Consider the following 15,301-nt stretch of genomic DNA (forward strand, 5'->3'; position numbering starts at 1 on the left):
GGTGAAGCGACTTCTCATCATCGGCGCCGGCGAGGCCGGCCGCATGGTGGCCGCCGAGATCGAGGCCAGCCCGGAACTGGGCCTCGCCCTCGCGGGCTGGCTCGACGACGCCCCCGCGCTGGCGGGGCAGAGCGTGGCCGGGCGGCCCGTCTTCGGCACGACCGAGGCGCTGCGCGAGGTGGCCCGCCGCGAGGCGGTGGACGAGGTCGTGCTGGCCATCCCGTCGGCGGCGGGCGCGGTGGTGCGGCGCCTGGTGCGCATCTGCCAGGAGGCGGAGCTTCCCTTCAAGATCGTGCCGGGGATTCGCGAGATCGTCACCGGCGCGGTGCACATCTCGCAGATTCGCCGGGTGAATCCGGAGGACCTGCTCGGCCGCGAGACGGTGGACTTCCAGCCCGAGCCGGTCCGCCGCGACGTCGCGGGCAAGACCGTGATGATCACCGGGGCGGGCGGGTCCATCGGCAGCGAGATCGCCCGCCAGGTGGCGCGTCTCGCGCCGCGGCGGCTGGTGCTGATGGGCCGGGGCGAGAACTCCATCTTCGAGATCGAGAACGAGCTGCGCGATCGGCATCCCGGGCTCGAGATCCTCGGCCTCATCGCCGACATGCGCGACCGGGAGCGCATCCTGCGGCTGGGGGCCGAGATCGCCCCGCAGCTGCTCTACCACGCCGCCGCCCACAAGCACGTGCCCTACATGGAGGCCTGGCCCAGCGAAGCTTTCGTGAACAACGTGCTCGGTACCCGGAACCTCGTGGACATGGCCACGGCCGTCGGCGCGGAGCGCATGGTCATGCTGTCCACCGACAAGGCCGTGGATCCCCAGGGCGTGATGGGCGCCAGCAAGCGCCTGGCGGAGCTGCTGCTGCTGCGCGCGGCCGCCCGGGCGCGGCAGGCCGGCGGCGCAACCCGCTTCATCTCCGTCCGTTTTGGCAACGTGCTTGCAAGCCGGGGCTCGGTGGTGCCCCTCTTCCAGCGGCAGATCGCGGCGGGAGGGCCGGTCACGGTGACCGACGCCCGCGCCACGCGCTTCTTCATGACGATCAAGGAGGCCAGCATGCTGGTCATCCAGGCCGGCAGCGGGGGCGCGGGGGGCGAGATCTACATCCTCAACATGGGTGAGAGCGTGGAGATCCTGGAGCTGGCGCGCAGCATGATCCGCCTGTCGGGCTTCGTGCCCGAGCGAGACATTCCCATCCGCTTCACCGGCCTGCGTCCGGGGGAGAAGCTGCACGAGCGCCTCATGACCGCGGCCGAGGCCGAGGTGAGCGAGTTCGGCGAGCAGCTGATGATCATCCGCCCGGAGCTGCCGGGCGGCCTCGACCTCGACGCCACCTTTGCCGAGCTGGGCGCCCTGGCCGCCGCCGGCGACGACGACACGCTCCGCGCCCGCATGCTCGCCGTGGCCGGCGCCACGCGGGACCTGCTGTGAGCGCGCGCCGCGGCGATTCGGGCGCGCTGCCCGCGCTGGAGGGGGGACGTCCCGTCCGGGACACGCCGCTGCCCTTCTTCCGCCCCAGCCACGGCGAGGACGAGATCGCGGCGGTGGTGGAAACCCTGCGCTCTGGCTGGCTCACCGTGGGACCGCGCACGCAGACCTTCCGGCAGGCCTTCCTCGACCACGTGGGCCTGGCCCACGGCTGGCCGGTGAACAGCTGCACCTCCGGGCTCTTCCTCGCGCTCAAGATCCTGGGCCTGGGTCCTGGCGACGAGGTGATCACCAGCCCCAACACCTTCACCGCGTCGGTGAACGTGATCCACCACGTGGGGGCCACCCCCGTGCTCGCGGACATCGAGCTCATCAGCTACGGGCTCGATCCCGCCGCGGTGGAGGCGGCGATCACGCCGGCCACGCGGGCCATCCTCGCCGTGCACTACGGCGGACAGCTCTGCGACATCGAGGCGCTGGCGGCGATCGCGAAGCGACACGACCTGCTGCTGGTGGAGGATGCGGCTCACGCCTTCGGTGGACTCGCCAGCGGGCGCCCCCCCGGCGACTTCGGCGACATGGCGGCCTTCTCCTTCTACGTCACCAAGAACCTCAGCACCGGCGAGGGCGGCTTCCTGAGCTGCCGCGACGACGCGCTCGAGAAGGAGATCGCCCTCATGAGCCTGCACGGCATGGAGGGCGACGCCTGGAGGCGCTACGCCGACCGCGGGCGCTGGTTCTACGGCGTGAGCCGTTTCGGCTACAAGTGCAACATGACGGACATCCAGGCCGCCCTCGGCCTCGTCCAGCTCGGGCGGGCGGAGGCGCTGCGCGAGGCGCGCAGGCGCGCGGCCGAGCGCTACCGCGCGAACCTCGCCGACGAGGCGGCGCTGCACCTGCCCGCCACGCGGGAGGGCGCGCTGCACAGCTGGCATCTCTATGCGCCGCGCCTCGCCGACGGCGCGCTGCGCGTCGATCGCGACCGCTTCCTCCAGGCGCTGACGGCCGAGGGCATCTCGCCCAGCCTGCACTTCATCCCGATCCAGCACCACGCGGTGCACCGGGAGTACTTCGGCGCGCCCGGTCCGCAGCTCCCGTCCAGCGAGGCGTTCTACCGCGGTTGTTTCAGCCTGCCCCTCTTTCCGGACATCACCGACGACGAGGTGGATCAGGCCAGCGAGGCCGTCCTCAAGCTCATCAGCTACTACCGAGGGTAGCGCGGTGGCGGACGGCATCACGCTCCAGCGCCGCCTGGACTGGCAGGAGCTGGACGCCTTCGTCGCCACGGCCCGCGGCGCGAGCTTCTACCACGGCGCCACCTGGCTGCGCTCGCTGGAGGAGGTCTACGGCCTGCGCGTGGGGTTCCTCCTGCGTCGCGCGGAGGGCGCGCTGGAGGGCGTGCTGCCCTTCGTGGAGAGCGCGCGCCTCGGCATCGTGCACCGGCAGAGCCTCGCCTTCGGCACCTACGGCGGCCCGGCGCTGGCGCCGGACGCCGCAGCGTCGCTCGCCGATGCGCTGCGCGCGCGCTTTCTCGCGAGCGTGGGGGGACGCTGCCAGCGCGTCACGCTGACCACGGCGCCCGACCTCGACCATCCCGACGGCCCTGCCGACGCTCCCCACCGCCCGGCGACCCAGATCCTCGACCTGCGCCCGGGCTGGGACGCGGTCTTCGCCGACGGCTTTCGCAAGGAGCGCCGCCGGCAGGTGCGCAAGGCCCTGCGCTCGGGCGTGGTGGTGGCGCGCAGCGCCGAGCCCGACGACGTCGCCGCCTACCACCGCATCTACCTCGAGCACGCGCGCGAGTGGCGGCTGGCCTCGCCCACGCCGCTCGCCCACCTGCAGTTCCTCGTGCGCGACACGGGGCGCGTGCGCTTCTGGGTGGCGCGCCACCGCGGCGTGCTGGTGGGGGGGCATCTCAACTTCCACCACCGCGGCGCGGTGATCGCCTGGAACGGCTGTGCGAGCAAGGCCCATCGCGAGCTCGCGCCCAGCGTGCTGCTCTACGCGATGAACCTGGAGCAGGCCTGCGCCGACGGCGAGGCGAGCTTCAACTTCGGCGGGAGCATCGGCAAGGACCCGCTCTACGAGTTCAAGGCGGCCTTCGGCGCCCAGCCCGTGCACTACGGGCTCTGGCGACGCGACGGCGCCGCGCTCCGGCTCCTCGGCCGCGGGGGCGCGTCGTGAGCGGCGCGTCCGGCGGCTCCCGCGCGGGGAGCAACGCGCTCTTCCTGCTGCTGCAGGGGCTAGCGGCGAGCGTCTTCGGCCTGCTGCAGATGAAGCTCTTCACGGTGGGCCTGGGCGAGGAGGTCTTCGGTCTCTTCCTCGCGCTGCGAGGACTCGCCGTCCTGCTCTCCTCCGTGGGCGTGATGGCCCTGCCGCAGCTCGCCCAGCGCTTCGGCCCGCAGCTCGAGGTGCGCGGCGACCGCGGCGCCTTGCTCCGGGGCGCGGTGACGCTCGTCGTCGCGCTGCTCGGCTTCTACGCCGTCGTCGGCCTCGCGGCCTGGCGCTTCTGGCCGCAGCTGGCAGGGCGCGTCGCGCCGCAGACGGCGCTCGAGCCGCTGCTGCTGCCGACGGTCTTCCTCGGACTTGCCCTCGGCCTCGCGGAGCTGGCCGCGGGACTCTACCAGGGGCTCCGCCGCATGGCGCCGATGGCGCTGGCCGAGCTCCTGGGCCTGGCGGGCCTCACGCTGCACCTCTTCCTGCGCCGCGCCACCCTCGACGCGCCCGGCGCCCTCCGGCTCTTCGCCCTCTGGTTCCTCCTGCGCGCGCTGCTGCTCCTCGCGCTGCTGCCCTGGTGGCTTCCGCGCGGCGGCGGGGCGCCGTCGGCGCTGGGGGCGCTGCGCATCGGCCGGCGGCAGCTTCTCGACTACTGGCTCACCAGCCTGCCGCTGCGCTGGCTCGCGCTGGCCTACTTCGAGCTGGACCGCTACGTCATCGGCATGGTGGCGGCCGTGGAACTGGTGGCGCTCTTCCACGTGCCGGCGCGCCTGGTGGGCATCAGCAAGCGCTTCCTGGCCGCGCCGGTGCTGTCCTTCCAGACCGAGGTGAGCCGCCTCTTCGAGGAGCGCCGCGAAGGTGAGCTGGCCGCGCGCCTGCAGCTGATCCTGCGCGGGCAGCTGGCGGTGGCCTGCTGGTTCGCCGCCGGGCTCTACCTCGCGGGACGTCCGCTGCTGCTCCTGCTCTCGACCGGCGCCTACCTGGAGGCCCTGCCGCTGCTCGCGCTGCTGGCGATCACGCTGCCGCTGGGCAGCCTGGTGGCCGTGCTCGAGGCGGCGCTGCGCGGCCTCGACGGCCTGCGCGCCGTCCTCGTCGGCAACCTGCTCTGGGCGCTGCTCTACTACGCGGCCCTGCCGCTCTTCATCGGGCGCTGGGGGCTCTGGGGCCTCGGCTTCGCGCAGGTCAGCGCGGCGGCCGTGCAGGCCGTGTGGGTGATGGGCGTCGCCGCCCGGCGCGGCTGGTTGACGGGAGCGCTGGGCGGCGTCTGCCGCAGCGCGCTGGTGGGCCTGGCGCCGGCGGCGCTCGGCATCGCGGCGGCGCTCGCCTGGCCGGGCGGGAGCGCGGTGGCGCCCAGCGCGGCGGGTGTCGGGACCGGTCTGGCCCTGCTGGCGTCGAGCGCCCTGCTCGCGCTGCGCGGCCGCGGGCTCTTCGCCGCCGACGAGAAGCGCTGGCTCCTGGACCGGCTCCCGTCGACGGCGCTGCGCCACGGGCTGGGGCGCGTGATGGGGGTGGCGGCATGAGGCTCGCGCTGCTGAGCGACGGCGGCAACGTCCACACCCAGCGCTGGGCCGGCTACTTCGCCGAGCAGGGCGACGACGTCATGCTGCTCACCCTCGAGCACCCGCTCTCCATGCCCGTGCCCGTGCGGCGGCTCGGCCCGCGCGCGCGGCCCGCCGCGCTGGCCTACTCGGCCGCCGTGCCGGCGGCGCGGCGCGTGCTGACGCGCTTCGTGCCGGATCTCGTCAACGCGCACTTCGCGCCCAACTACGGCTGGATGGCCTGGCTGCTCCGCCAGCGGCCGTGGGTGCTCTCGACCTGGGGCAGCGACGTGCTGGTGAACCCGGGCCTGAGCCCCTTCCACCGCTGGCGCGCCCGCAGGGTGCTGCGCGCGGCCGACCTGGTGACCAGCGACGCCGCCATGCTGACCGACGCGATCCACGCCCTCGCCGGTGAGACCGTGGACGTCCTCACGGCCCCCATGGGGATCGGCCGCGCGCTCTTCGCCGAGGGCGGACGGGCGGCGCGCGAGCGGGTGATCCTGCACAACCGCAACCTGGAGTCGGTCTACGACGTGGGCACCGTCCTGCGCGGCGCGGCGCCGGTGCTGCGCGCCCACCCCGACTGGCGTCTGCGTCTGGCGGGGGACGGCAGTCTGCGCGGCGAGCTGGAGGCGCAGGCGGCGTCGCTGGCGCTCGGCGAGCAGGTGCGCTTCCTGGGCCGCCTGCAGCGCGACGCCCTCATGGACGAACTGCGCCGCGCCACCGTCTACCTCTCGGCGAGCCGCTCGGACAGCACCAGCGTCTCGCTGCTCGAGGCCATGGCCCTGGGCGCCTATCCCGTGCTCAGCGACCTGCCGGCGAACCGCGAGTGGATCGCCGCGCCGCCCGGGGCGGCGTACTTCGCCGTCGGGGACGCCGCCGGTCTCGAGGCCGCGCTCGAGCGCGCCCTGCGCATGGACGACACGGCGCGCGCCGAGGCCCTCGCCGCGAACCGCACCGTCATCGGCGAACGCGCGATCTGGGAGGACAACATGGGCGCCGTGCGCGCGCGCTTCCTCGCCATGGCGGCGGCGGTGCACCGATGAGCCGGCGCGTGCTGATGGTGGCCTACTTCTTCCCGCCCATGGGGGACGGGGGCGTCTTCCGCAGCCTCAAGCTCGCGCGCTACCTGCCCCGGCACGGCTGGGAGCCCGTGCTGCTCTGCGGCCGGCCCGAGGACTACTGGGTGCGCGACGCGTCGCTGCTCGACGAGCTGCCGACCTCGCTCGAGGTGCACCGCGTGGGCGGCCTCACCGGGCAGTCCCTGCTGCGACGTCTCCGCCGCGGCGGCGCGAGCGGCGGCGACGCGACCGCGAGCGGCAGCCGCTCCAGCGGCCTCTTCCGCCGCCTGCGCCGCCTCGGCGACTGGTTGACGCTGCCCGACGCCTACGCCGGCTGGATCGCGCCGGCGCGCCGCGCCGGGGCCGAGCGGCTGGCGGCGGGGGACATCGATCTCATCTACTCGAGCAGTCCGCCCGACAGCGCGCACCGCGTGGCGGGGCCGCTGGCGGCGAGGGCGGGCCTGCCCTGGGTGGCGGACTTCCGCGATCCCTGGTTCAATCTGCATCTCAAGACGCCGCCGACGCCGCTGCACCGCGCGCTGCACCGCCGCATGGAGGCGCGCGTGCTGCGCGAGGCGCAGGTGGTCGCGGTGACCGAAGGCTGGCGGCGCTACTACGCGGAGCGCTGCGCGCGGCCGCCGGTGCTCATCCGCAACGGCTTCGATCCGGCGGACTACGAAGGCCTCGCCGCGTCGGCGCGCGCGGACGGACTGCTCCACCTGCTGCACACGGGCAAGCTCAGCCTCACGCGCTCGGCGCGTCCGCTGCTGGAGGGCTTCGCCGCGCTGCGCGAGACGCGGCCCGCGCTGGCCGAACGTGCGCGGCTTCACTTCCTGGGGCCGCGCGAGAGCGACAACGAGGCGGCCGTGGCCGCGCTGGGCCTGGAGGCGCTGGTGCGTTTCGAGGACTCGGTGCCCCACGCGGAGAGCGTCGCGCGGCAGGCGGCGGCGGACCTGCTGCTGCTCATCAAGCACGACGATCCGCGCTACCGCGATCTCATCCCCGGCAAGTTCTACGAGTACGCCGCGGCGGGCCCGCCCATCCTGGCCATGACGCCGGCCGGCGAGATCGAGACGCTCCTGCGCGAGCACGCGCTGGGCTGGACCTGCCGCCCGCGCGCCGAGAGCGTGCGCGACGCCCTGGGCGAGGCGCTGAGCGCGCTCGACGAGGGGCGCTGGACACGCCGGCCCGCGCCCGAGGCCTTCAGCCGTCAGGCCCAGGCCGCGGCCATGGCGGCGCTCTTCGACGCGTGCGTGGAGCGCGCCGCGAAAGGGGGACGGTCGTGAGCATTCCCGCCGGCCACGCCAGGCGCTATCTCCTGGCCATCGGCCTGCTCTACCTGCTCGCCCAGTGGCCGCTCTGGGGCTACGTCACGGACGACACCTACATCCATCTGGTCTACGCGCGGCACCTGCTGCTGGGCGAGGGCTGGGTCTTCAACGTCGGCGAGCCGTCCTACGGCAGCACCAGTCCGCTCTGGGTGCTGCTGCTCGCGCCCTTCGCCAGCGGCGAGGCGGCGGGCCTGCTCGCGGCACGCCTGCTGGCGATCCTGGCCGGGCTGGTGTCCATTCCCGTCTTCTACCAGCTCGCCGCGCGGGGCATCCGGCGCGAGAGCCTGCGCCTGATGGCCACGCTGCTCTTCGCCACCGAGATCTGGTTTCTGCGCTGGAGTTCGTCGGGCATGGAGAGCTCGCTGGCGGTGCTGCTGCTGCTGGCCGTCTTCGAGCGGCTGGCGGCCGCGCCGCTGCAGCGGAGCGGGGTCTTCGGCATCGGCCTGCTGGCGGGACTGGCCGCGCTGGTGCGGCCGGAGTTCTACCTGCTGGACGTGATCCTGCCCGGCCTCGCCCTCTTCAGCGCGCGCTGGCGGCGGCGTCTGCCCGCGCTCCTGCTGGGCATCGCGCTGCCGCTGCTGCCCTGGCTGATCTTCGCGCGGCTCGAACTCGGCGCCTTCCTTCCCTCGACGGCGGCGGCGAAAAGCCAGGGCTGGCAGGGCATGGGGCACGTCGTCCTGCAGACCTGGCGCCTGCTCAAGGTGCCGCTCTCGGGCCAGGCGGCGCTGCTGCTCACGGCGGGGCTGGGGCTCGCGGCCTGCCTCCTCGGGGGACGCTGCCGCCGCCCGCTCTTCAGGCGCGAGGAGCACGCGGGACGCTTCCGCTTCTACGCGCTGGTGGCGCTGGTCTGGGGACTGGGTCTGCCCGTGGTCTTCCTCGTCCGCGACGTTCAAGTCATCAGCCGCTACCTGCTGCCCGTGACGCCGCTGCTGCCGCTGGCGGCCGTCTACTTCCTGGACTACTGGGCGGACCGCCACCCGCGGGTGCTCGCCCTGGCGCCGGTGCTGCTCGCGCTGCACCTCGGGCCGAACCTCTGGCTCTACGTCACGCGCGTTCAGCCCTACGGCCGGGCCTTCGGACAGGACCTCGAGTCCAGCCTGGGACGGATCGCGGACTACCTGGCGCTGCGCGCGCCGGCGGGGTCGCGGGTGGCCGCGCCGGACATCGGCCTGCTGGGACTGCGCTCGGACTGCCGCATCGTGGATCTGGGCGGTCTCATCCACCCCGAGATGGCCGAACTCTGGCACCGCATTGGCTACGACGAGATGGTCCGCACGCTCGCCTTCCTGGAGCGGCAGCCCGCCGACTACCTGGTGGACCGCGCGCCCGAGGCCGGGCGGCTGGCGGGCCGGATGCCCGACGGGCGCGTGCTGCTGCCGCTGGTCAGCCGGCCCGTCCGTGGACTCGGCCTGCGCAAGCCGGAGCCGCTGGTCTACACGCTCTATCGCATCGGCCCGCCGGACGAGGCGCACGGCCCCGAGCTGCGACCGGCGCCGCCGTCGCCGAGCCCCTAGCCGGCGCGCGGGCGGGGGCCGTCCTCGACGCCGTGTGGCGCAGGGGGTATCATTGCCTTGGAATCGCTTCGCGGCGGGCCGTTCCGCCGCCAGGGAGATGCGCATGACGTCCACTTCGCTCCGCCGACCGCTTCGCGCCCTGGGGATGGGGCTGCTCGGCCTGCTGGCGGCGGCGAGCGCCGTGACGGCCGCCGAGACGCGCGGCGGCGGACCCTTCGCGCCGCGGGAGTTCCCCTCGGAGGACGGCAGCCCGGTGGACGCGGTGATCGTCACCAGCGAGGCGCTGGCCCCGGCCTTCCAGGTCCTGGCGGACTGGCATCTCGCCCGCGGCACGCGCTGCGTGCTGCGCACGCTGGAGTGGGTGGCCGCGAACTACCCGCCGGGGCGCGACCAGGCCGAGAACCTGCGCGTCTTCCTGCAGGACGCCCACGCGCAGTGGGGCCTCAGGACCGTGATCCTGGGCGGCGACACCGACGTGGTGCCCGTGCGCTATGCCGTCAGCTACTTCCACGGCGGCGCCGGCGAGGACGTGCCCACCGACCTCTACTACGCCTGCCTCGACGGCAACTGGAACGGCGACGGCGACTCGCGCTGGTGCGAGTCCAGCTATCAAGGCCAGCCGGGCGACGGCGCCGACCTCTACCCCGAGCTCGAGGTGGGCCGGCTGCCCGTGAGCACGCCCGCCGAGGCGGCCGCGCTGGTGGCGAAGCTGATCGCCTACCGCGAGACGCGCCGCGACGACTTCCAGCAGCGCATCCTCTTTCTCGCCGAGGTCCTCACGCCCTCGAGCTGGTCGCCGGAGGATCCCTTCTCGGACATCCTGCTCGACGGCGGCAGCTTCGACGCCGCGCTCATCGCCGACGCGTTGAATCCCTACGTCGAGCACCACGAGCTCTTCCAGAGCTGGGAGAACCCGCTCTGGGGCGCCACGGCGGCCTCGCCCCGGCGCCTCAACGTGGCGGCGGCGCTCGACTCCATGGACAGCGGGAACTGGGCCTTCGTCGACCAGAACGGCCACGGCTTCCGCTACAACATGTCCCTCGGCGACGGCAGCTGCGCCGTGGGCCAGGCGCTGGCGCTCACCAACAGCATGCCCTTCCACCTGATGCTGATGAACTGCAGCTCGGCGGCCTTCGACTTCGACTGCCTGGCCGAGAACTTCCTGCGCAACCCGGTGGGCGGCGCGGTGGCCGCGCTGGGCGCGAGCCGCGACAGCTATCCGCTCAGTAGCTGGCGCTATCCCGACTACTACTACAGGCAGCTCTTCCAGGAAGGCCTCACGCGCCCCGGCCGGATCGTGCTGGAGATGCGCCAGGCCTTCGCGCCCGGCACCGACGCCGAGGGCTCGAGCCGCTGGACCTACCTCATCATGAACTACCTGGGCGACCCGCTGCTGGATCTCTGGGCCGGTGCGGCGCGCACCCTGGACATCACGGCCCCGGCCGCGGTGGAGACGGGCTGGCAGCAGGTGGACGTCACCGTGCGCGCGGGAGTGCAGCCGGTCGCCGGCGCCACGGTCACGCTGAGCAAGGCCGGCGAGCTCTGGTCCAGCGGCGAGACGGACGCCGCCGGTCTGGTTCGACTGCCCATCCAGCCGCTCAGCGCCGGCGCCATGGACCTGGTGGTCTGGGCGCCGAACGCTTTTCAGGAGACGCGGGCCGTCACCGTGAACGCGCCCGCGGGCGCGGCGCCGCACCTGGCGGACTGGCAGCTCGATGACGACCCCGCGCTCGACGCCCTCAACGATGGCGACGGCCTGCTCGAAGCCGGCGAGAGCGCGCGTCTCGTGGCGCAGATCGCCAACGACGGCCTGACCGACACACAGGCCTTCACGCTGCGCCTGGAGTCGCTCGACCCGCTGCTCACTGTGGAGACGGACGCCGAGAGCTTCGGCGCGCTGCCCGCGGGCGGCGCCGTCTGGGGCGTGGGCGATCTCGTGCTGCGCGCCCAGGTCGACTGCCCCGACGCGCATCGCCTGCGCCTCGCGCTCCACGTGGAGGATCTCGCCCAGCAGCCGCTGCACAGCGACACGCTCGCGGTGATCGCGCGCGCCCCCGCGCCCGTTCTCGCGCAGTGGACGTTCACGGACGTCGGCAACGGCGACGGCATCTGGGACGAGAGCGAGAGCTGGCGCGCCGCGCCGCGCTGGGTGAACCTCGGCGGAGGCAGCGGCGGCCCGCTGTCGGCGCAGCTCGTCTCCCACGACGTGGACCTCACCGTGCTCGAGGGCGACGCGACCCTGGGTCCCCTCGAGCTGCTGGAGTCCGGCGCGCCCGCACCGGGCTTCCTCGTGCAGCGGGTCAACGCGGGCGTGGCGTCGGCGGCCCTGCTCAGCCTCACCGACGCCTTCGGTCGCGTGCGCGAGGACAGCCTCGACTTCCTCGCGCCCAGCCCGCCCGCCGGACTTGGCGCGGGCTTCAGCGAGGGCGCGGGCGAACTCGCGCTGCGCTGGGAGCCCGTGGCCGACGCGGACCTGGCCGGCTACCTGGTCTACGTCTCCCAGTCGAGTCCCACGGCCTTCACGCGGGTGACGCCCCTGCCCCTACCCCACGCGGGGATCTCGCTGGTGGGCCTCGCGGAGAACAGCGAGACCTGGGCCTACGTGACGGCGGTGGACCGCGGCGGCTTCGAGAGCGCCGCGGCCGACACGCTCTACACGTCCACCAGTCCGCCGCAGCTCGCGGGCTTTCCCCAGGCGACGGGGGCGGCGAGCAGCTGTCCGCTGGCGGTGGGGAACGTCAGCGGGGACGCCGGCCTCGAGCTGGTGGTGGGGGCCAACGTGCTCTACGTGTGGACCGCCGACGGCAACGAGCCGCTGGACGGCGACGGCGACGCGCAAACCCTCGGCCCCTATTCCACCGCCGTCCGGGACGTGGTGGGGGCGGTCACGCTGCTCCCCGTGCCGGGCACGACCTACCGCCGCATCGCCGTCGCCACGCGCGACTACGGCGGCATCGCGGAGCGGCGCATCTTCCTCATGGACGACGCCGGCCAGGTGCTGCCGGGCTGGCCGCGCCCCACCCTCGACTGGATCTGGGCCAACCTGGTGGCCGCCGATCTCGACGGCGACGGCGACGACGAACTCGCCGCCCTCGACCGCAGCGGCAATCTCTATGCTTTCCACGCCGACGGCAGCGAGCTCATCGACGGCGACGCCAACCCGGCCACCACGGGCATCTTCAGGCGCGGGCTGGGCAGCTACTCCGATGGCTCCCCGGCCGCCGCGGATCTCGACGGCGACGGCGACGACGAGCTGGTGGTGATGGGCGGCCTGGGGCACCGTTCCCTGCACGTCTTCGACGGGGACGGCAGCGAGCTCCCCGGCTGGCCGGTGAATCTCGACCCGCTCAACCAGCTCCCCGGGCTCAAGGAGAGCCGGCCGCTGCTGGTGGCGAACCTCGACAACGATCCGGGCGGCGCGCTGGAGATCGTCCTCTGCAGCGAGAACGACTCGCTCTACGTCTTCACGTCGGACGGCAACCGCTGGCCCGGCTGGCCCCGCCGCCTCGCCAGCGGCGGCGGCGACCTGATGCCCGGCCCCGCGCCCGCCGACGTCGACGGCGACGGCGACCTCGAGCTCTTCGTCCTCGAGATCTTCGGCGGCGGCGCCTCGCGCATGCATCTCTTCCAGCTCGACGGCAGCGAGGTGGCCGGCTGGCCGCTGGACCTGCCGATGCACGCCGAGTGCAGTCCCGTGGTGGGCGACCTCGACGGCGACGGGCTCTTCGAGGTGATCCAGGGCAGCGAGCAGGGCGTGATCTACGGCTACCGCAGCGACGGCACGGTGCAGCCGGGCTTTCCCATCGCCGTGGGCGGCGAGGTACGCGGGACGCCCTGCCTCGCCGATCTCGACGGCGACGGGGACATCGAGCTGCTCGTCTCCACCTGGAACCGCCGCGTCCTGGCCTGGGACTTCTCCGGGCCCTTCGGCCCCGAGACCTGCCCCTGGCCCACGCTCTCCGGGAGCGCGCTGCGCCGCGGCGAGGCCGGCCGCTGGGACGACGTGCCCGTGGCCGTCAGCGCCGTGGACCTGGCCCTCGCCGCCGACGGCGCCGCGCGCGTGGCCTGGCGCGTGGGCGATCCCTCGCTGACGCGCTGGGACCTGGAGCGCCGCCGGCGGCCGGCGCCGGGCGCGTCCTGGTCGGGGGCCCTGCGCGTGGCGGAGGATCTCCGGCCTGACGGCGAGGGCTGGTGCCGCTGGCGCGACGCGAGCCCGCAGCCCGGCGAGGAGCTCGAGTACACGGCCCTGGCGCGGCGTGACGGACAGCGCGTCCTGCTGGGGCGTCTCCTCGTTCCCGCCACGCCGCTGGCCACGCGCCTCGTGGGCGCGCATCCGAACCCCTTCAACCCGAGCACCACGGTGGAGTTTACCCTCGGCGCGCCGGGGCGCGTGGCGCTGGATCTGCTCGACGTCGAAGGCCGCCGCGTGCGTCGGCTCGTGGAAGGTCTGCTGCCGGCCGGTCGGCACGCCGCGCTCTGGGACGGTCGCGACGAGGCCGGCCGCCTGCAGGCCAGCGGCGTCTACCTGGCGCAGCTGCGCCACGCCGGCGGCGCCGAGACCTGTCGCCTGCTGCTGCTGAAGTGACGCGCCCGAGCCGGTTCGGCGTCCTCGTCGCGCTCGCGATCGCCCTGGCGACGGGGGCCTGCCGCCGCGCGTCGCCGCCGCCGGCTCCCGCCGAGCGCCCCCCCGTCGAGCTGCGGATCCACGGCCAGGGCGAGCAGCACCTGCTCGCGCCGACCGACGGCCGCGTGCCCGCCCTTGCCGAGGAGCTGCGCGCGCTGCTCGACGCGTCCGTCCCGGCGGCGGGCGAGCTCGGGCGCCGCAGCCTAGGGCAGGCGCTTTCGCTCGGCGCGCTGGAGTTCCGCTTCACGGCGCTGCAGCGCCTGGTCAGCTCCGAAGGCGACACGCTGGAGTACTGGCGGGCGCTCGTCCCGCTGGGCGTGGAGCCGCCGCCCCCCGGTGGGGGAGTGGGGGTGCTCGTGCTGCTGGGCAGCCCGGACTACGCGCCCGTCCCACGTCTCAGCGCGCGACCGCGCGCATCGCTGCTGGCGATCCTCGAGCGCGGCCCCGAGGACGTCCCCTAGATCTAGCGGCAGCATCCGTTCCCATCCCCCTGAGCTTGCGGGTCGTCGCGCGTGCGCGCGGCCCCGCAGTTTTTTCGCGCCACGCGCGGAGAACGCGCTTGACGCGCATTTGGTTGGGGGGTAAGGTGGGGCGTTGTGGGGAGGATTGGACCAACTCTCCTGAAACTGGGACAACGAGGATCGAGCGCGGGAGCCCAGATGGCCGCCTTCATCGGAACCCATCGCTGCAAGGTCGACGACAAGGGACGCCTCCAGGTGCCCGCCGTCTTCCGCCGCAGTTCGGGCATCGAGGGGGGAGAGACCTTCGTGGTCACACGCGGCTTCGACAAGCACCTGATCCTCTACGGCCCGGATGGATGGCGGGACTTCCAGGAGCGTCTGAACGCCCTTCCCTCGGGATCCAAGAAGCGCCAGGTGATCCGCTTCTTCAGCCACAACTCCGCGCCGCTCCTGGTGGACCGGCAAGGACGCGTGAACCTGCCGAAGAGCTTCCTCGGCGACTACGGGATCCGCGACGAGGTTCTCCTCGTCGGCGCGCTCGACCACATCGAGCTGTGGAATCCTGCGGACTTCGACACGCAGATCAGCGACGTGGACGACGCCCTTCGCGAGGTGGAACACCTCCTCTGAGCTTGGGTGAGCCTGGAGGGGGCGCAGGAGTCGGTGAGAGAAAGAACTGGAGCGAGACCGTGACCCTGATCTGCGAGCCGATGGATGGCATTCTGACTCTGCGTCCCGCCGACGAGTGGGACGACATCCTGCACGAGGAACTCGCTCGCGCAGTGCGCTCGCGGCTGGCCACGGGGGGACGCAGCTTCCTGGTGGACCTTGCGGCCACCACGCACATCCGCTTTCGGGTGCTGTCGAAGCTGCTCGACTTGCACGACGAGGTGAAGCGCGCCGGCGGCGAGCTGGTGCTGGCCGGGCCGAGCTTCTACCTCATGGAGATTCTGGCGGCGGGGGACGTTCCCAGATCGATTCCGGTCTATCCTTCGGAGGCGAGTGCGGCCTTGGGGATCCGGCCTGACTTCGCCGCCAGTTCACAGTTTCCGCACGAGGGTGAGAGAAGGGGAAGCGGTCTGGTCTTCTAGGCCGCTTCCCCCTTGTTTCCGCGACGCACGCGACACTG

General features: G+C 73.5%; 11 protein-coding genes. All 11 read left to right on the plus strand.

Annotated elements, in window-relative coordinates; all coding sequences use genetic code 11:
- Position 1 precedes the first annotated feature (1 nt).
- The 11 genes from H6693_01620 (at position 2) to H6693_01670 (ending at position 15,263) form a co-directional block, all read left to right on the plus strand.
- Complete coding sequence (locus H6693_01620) at positions 2-1,429, plus strand: polysaccharide biosynthesis protein (protein MCB9514872.1); 1,428 nt, start codon at positions 2-4, stop codon at positions 1,427-1,429.
- Positions 1,426-2,643 (plus strand): DegT/DnrJ/EryC1/StrS family aminotransferase, encoded by a 1,218-nt coding sequence (locus H6693_01625; GenBank protein MCB9514873.1) that lies wholly within the window; start codon positions 1,426-1,428, stop codon positions 2,641-2,643. The genes H6693_01620 and H6693_01625 overlap by 4 nt, the downstream gene beginning before the upstream one ends.
- A gap of 4 nt (positions 2,644-2,647) precedes the next feature.
- Positions 2,648-3,610, plus strand: coding sequence for a GNAT family N-acetyltransferase (locus H6693_01630; protein ID MCB9514874.1), 963 nt, complete (start codon positions 2,648-2,650; stop codon positions 3,608-3,610).
- The gene (locus tag H6693_01635) at positions 3,607-5,163 is read left to right on the plus strand and encodes a hypothetical protein (GenBank protein MCB9514875.1); all 1,557 of its coding nucleotides are present in this window, start codon (positions 3,607-3,609) and stop codon (positions 5,161-5,163) included. Before H6693_01630 ends, H6693_01635 begins: the two co-directional genes overlap by 4 nt.
- Positions 5,160-6,227: a glycosyltransferase gene (locus H6693_01640; GenBank protein ID MCB9514876.1), complete on the plus strand. Its 1,068-nt coding sequence runs from the start codon at positions 5,160-5,162 to the stop codon at positions 6,225-6,227. Before H6693_01635 ends, H6693_01640 begins: the two co-directional genes overlap by 4 nt.
- On the plus strand, positions 6,224-7,528 hold the full coding sequence (locus tag H6693_01645) for a glycosyltransferase (protein MCB9514877.1): 1,305 nt from the start codon (positions 6,224-6,226) through the stop codon (positions 7,526-7,528). Before H6693_01640 ends, H6693_01645 begins: the two co-directional genes overlap by 4 nt.
- Complete coding sequence (locus tag H6693_01650; GenBank protein MCB9514878.1) at positions 7,525-9,087, plus strand: hypothetical protein; 1,563 nt, start codon at positions 7,525-7,527, stop codon at positions 9,085-9,087. Before H6693_01645 ends, H6693_01650 begins: the two co-directional genes overlap by 4 nt.
- A 103-nt stretch (positions 9,088-9,190) precedes the next feature.
- On the plus strand, positions 9,191-13,672 hold the full coding sequence (locus H6693_01655; GenBank protein MCB9514879.1) for a VCBS repeat-containing protein: 4,482 nt from the start codon (positions 9,191-9,193) through the stop codon (positions 13,670-13,672).
- Positions 13,669-14,172 (plus strand): hypothetical protein, encoded by a 504-nt coding sequence (locus tag H6693_01660; protein ID MCB9514880.1) that lies wholly within the window; start codon positions 13,669-13,671, stop codon positions 14,170-14,172. Before H6693_01655 ends, H6693_01660 begins: the two co-directional genes overlap by 4 nt.
- A 198-nt stretch (positions 14,173-14,370) precedes the next feature.
- The gene (locus H6693_01665) at positions 14,371-14,802 is read left to right on the plus strand and encodes a division/cell wall cluster transcriptional repressor MraZ (protein MCB9514881.1); all 432 of its coding nucleotides are present in this window, start codon (positions 14,371-14,373) and stop codon (positions 14,800-14,802) included.
- Between the two features lie 59 nt (positions 14,803-14,861).
- Positions 14,862-15,263 (plus strand): STAS domain-containing protein, encoded by a 402-nt coding sequence (locus tag H6693_01670; protein MCB9514882.1) that lies wholly within the window; start codon positions 14,862-14,864, stop codon positions 15,261-15,263.
- The last annotated feature ends 38 nt before the right edge of the window (positions 15,264-15,301 follow it).

This window comes from Candidatus Latescibacterota bacterium (assembly GCA_020633725.1).
GTDB lineage: Bacteria > Krumholzibacteriota > Krumholzibacteriia > JACNKJ01 > JACNKJ01 > VGXI01.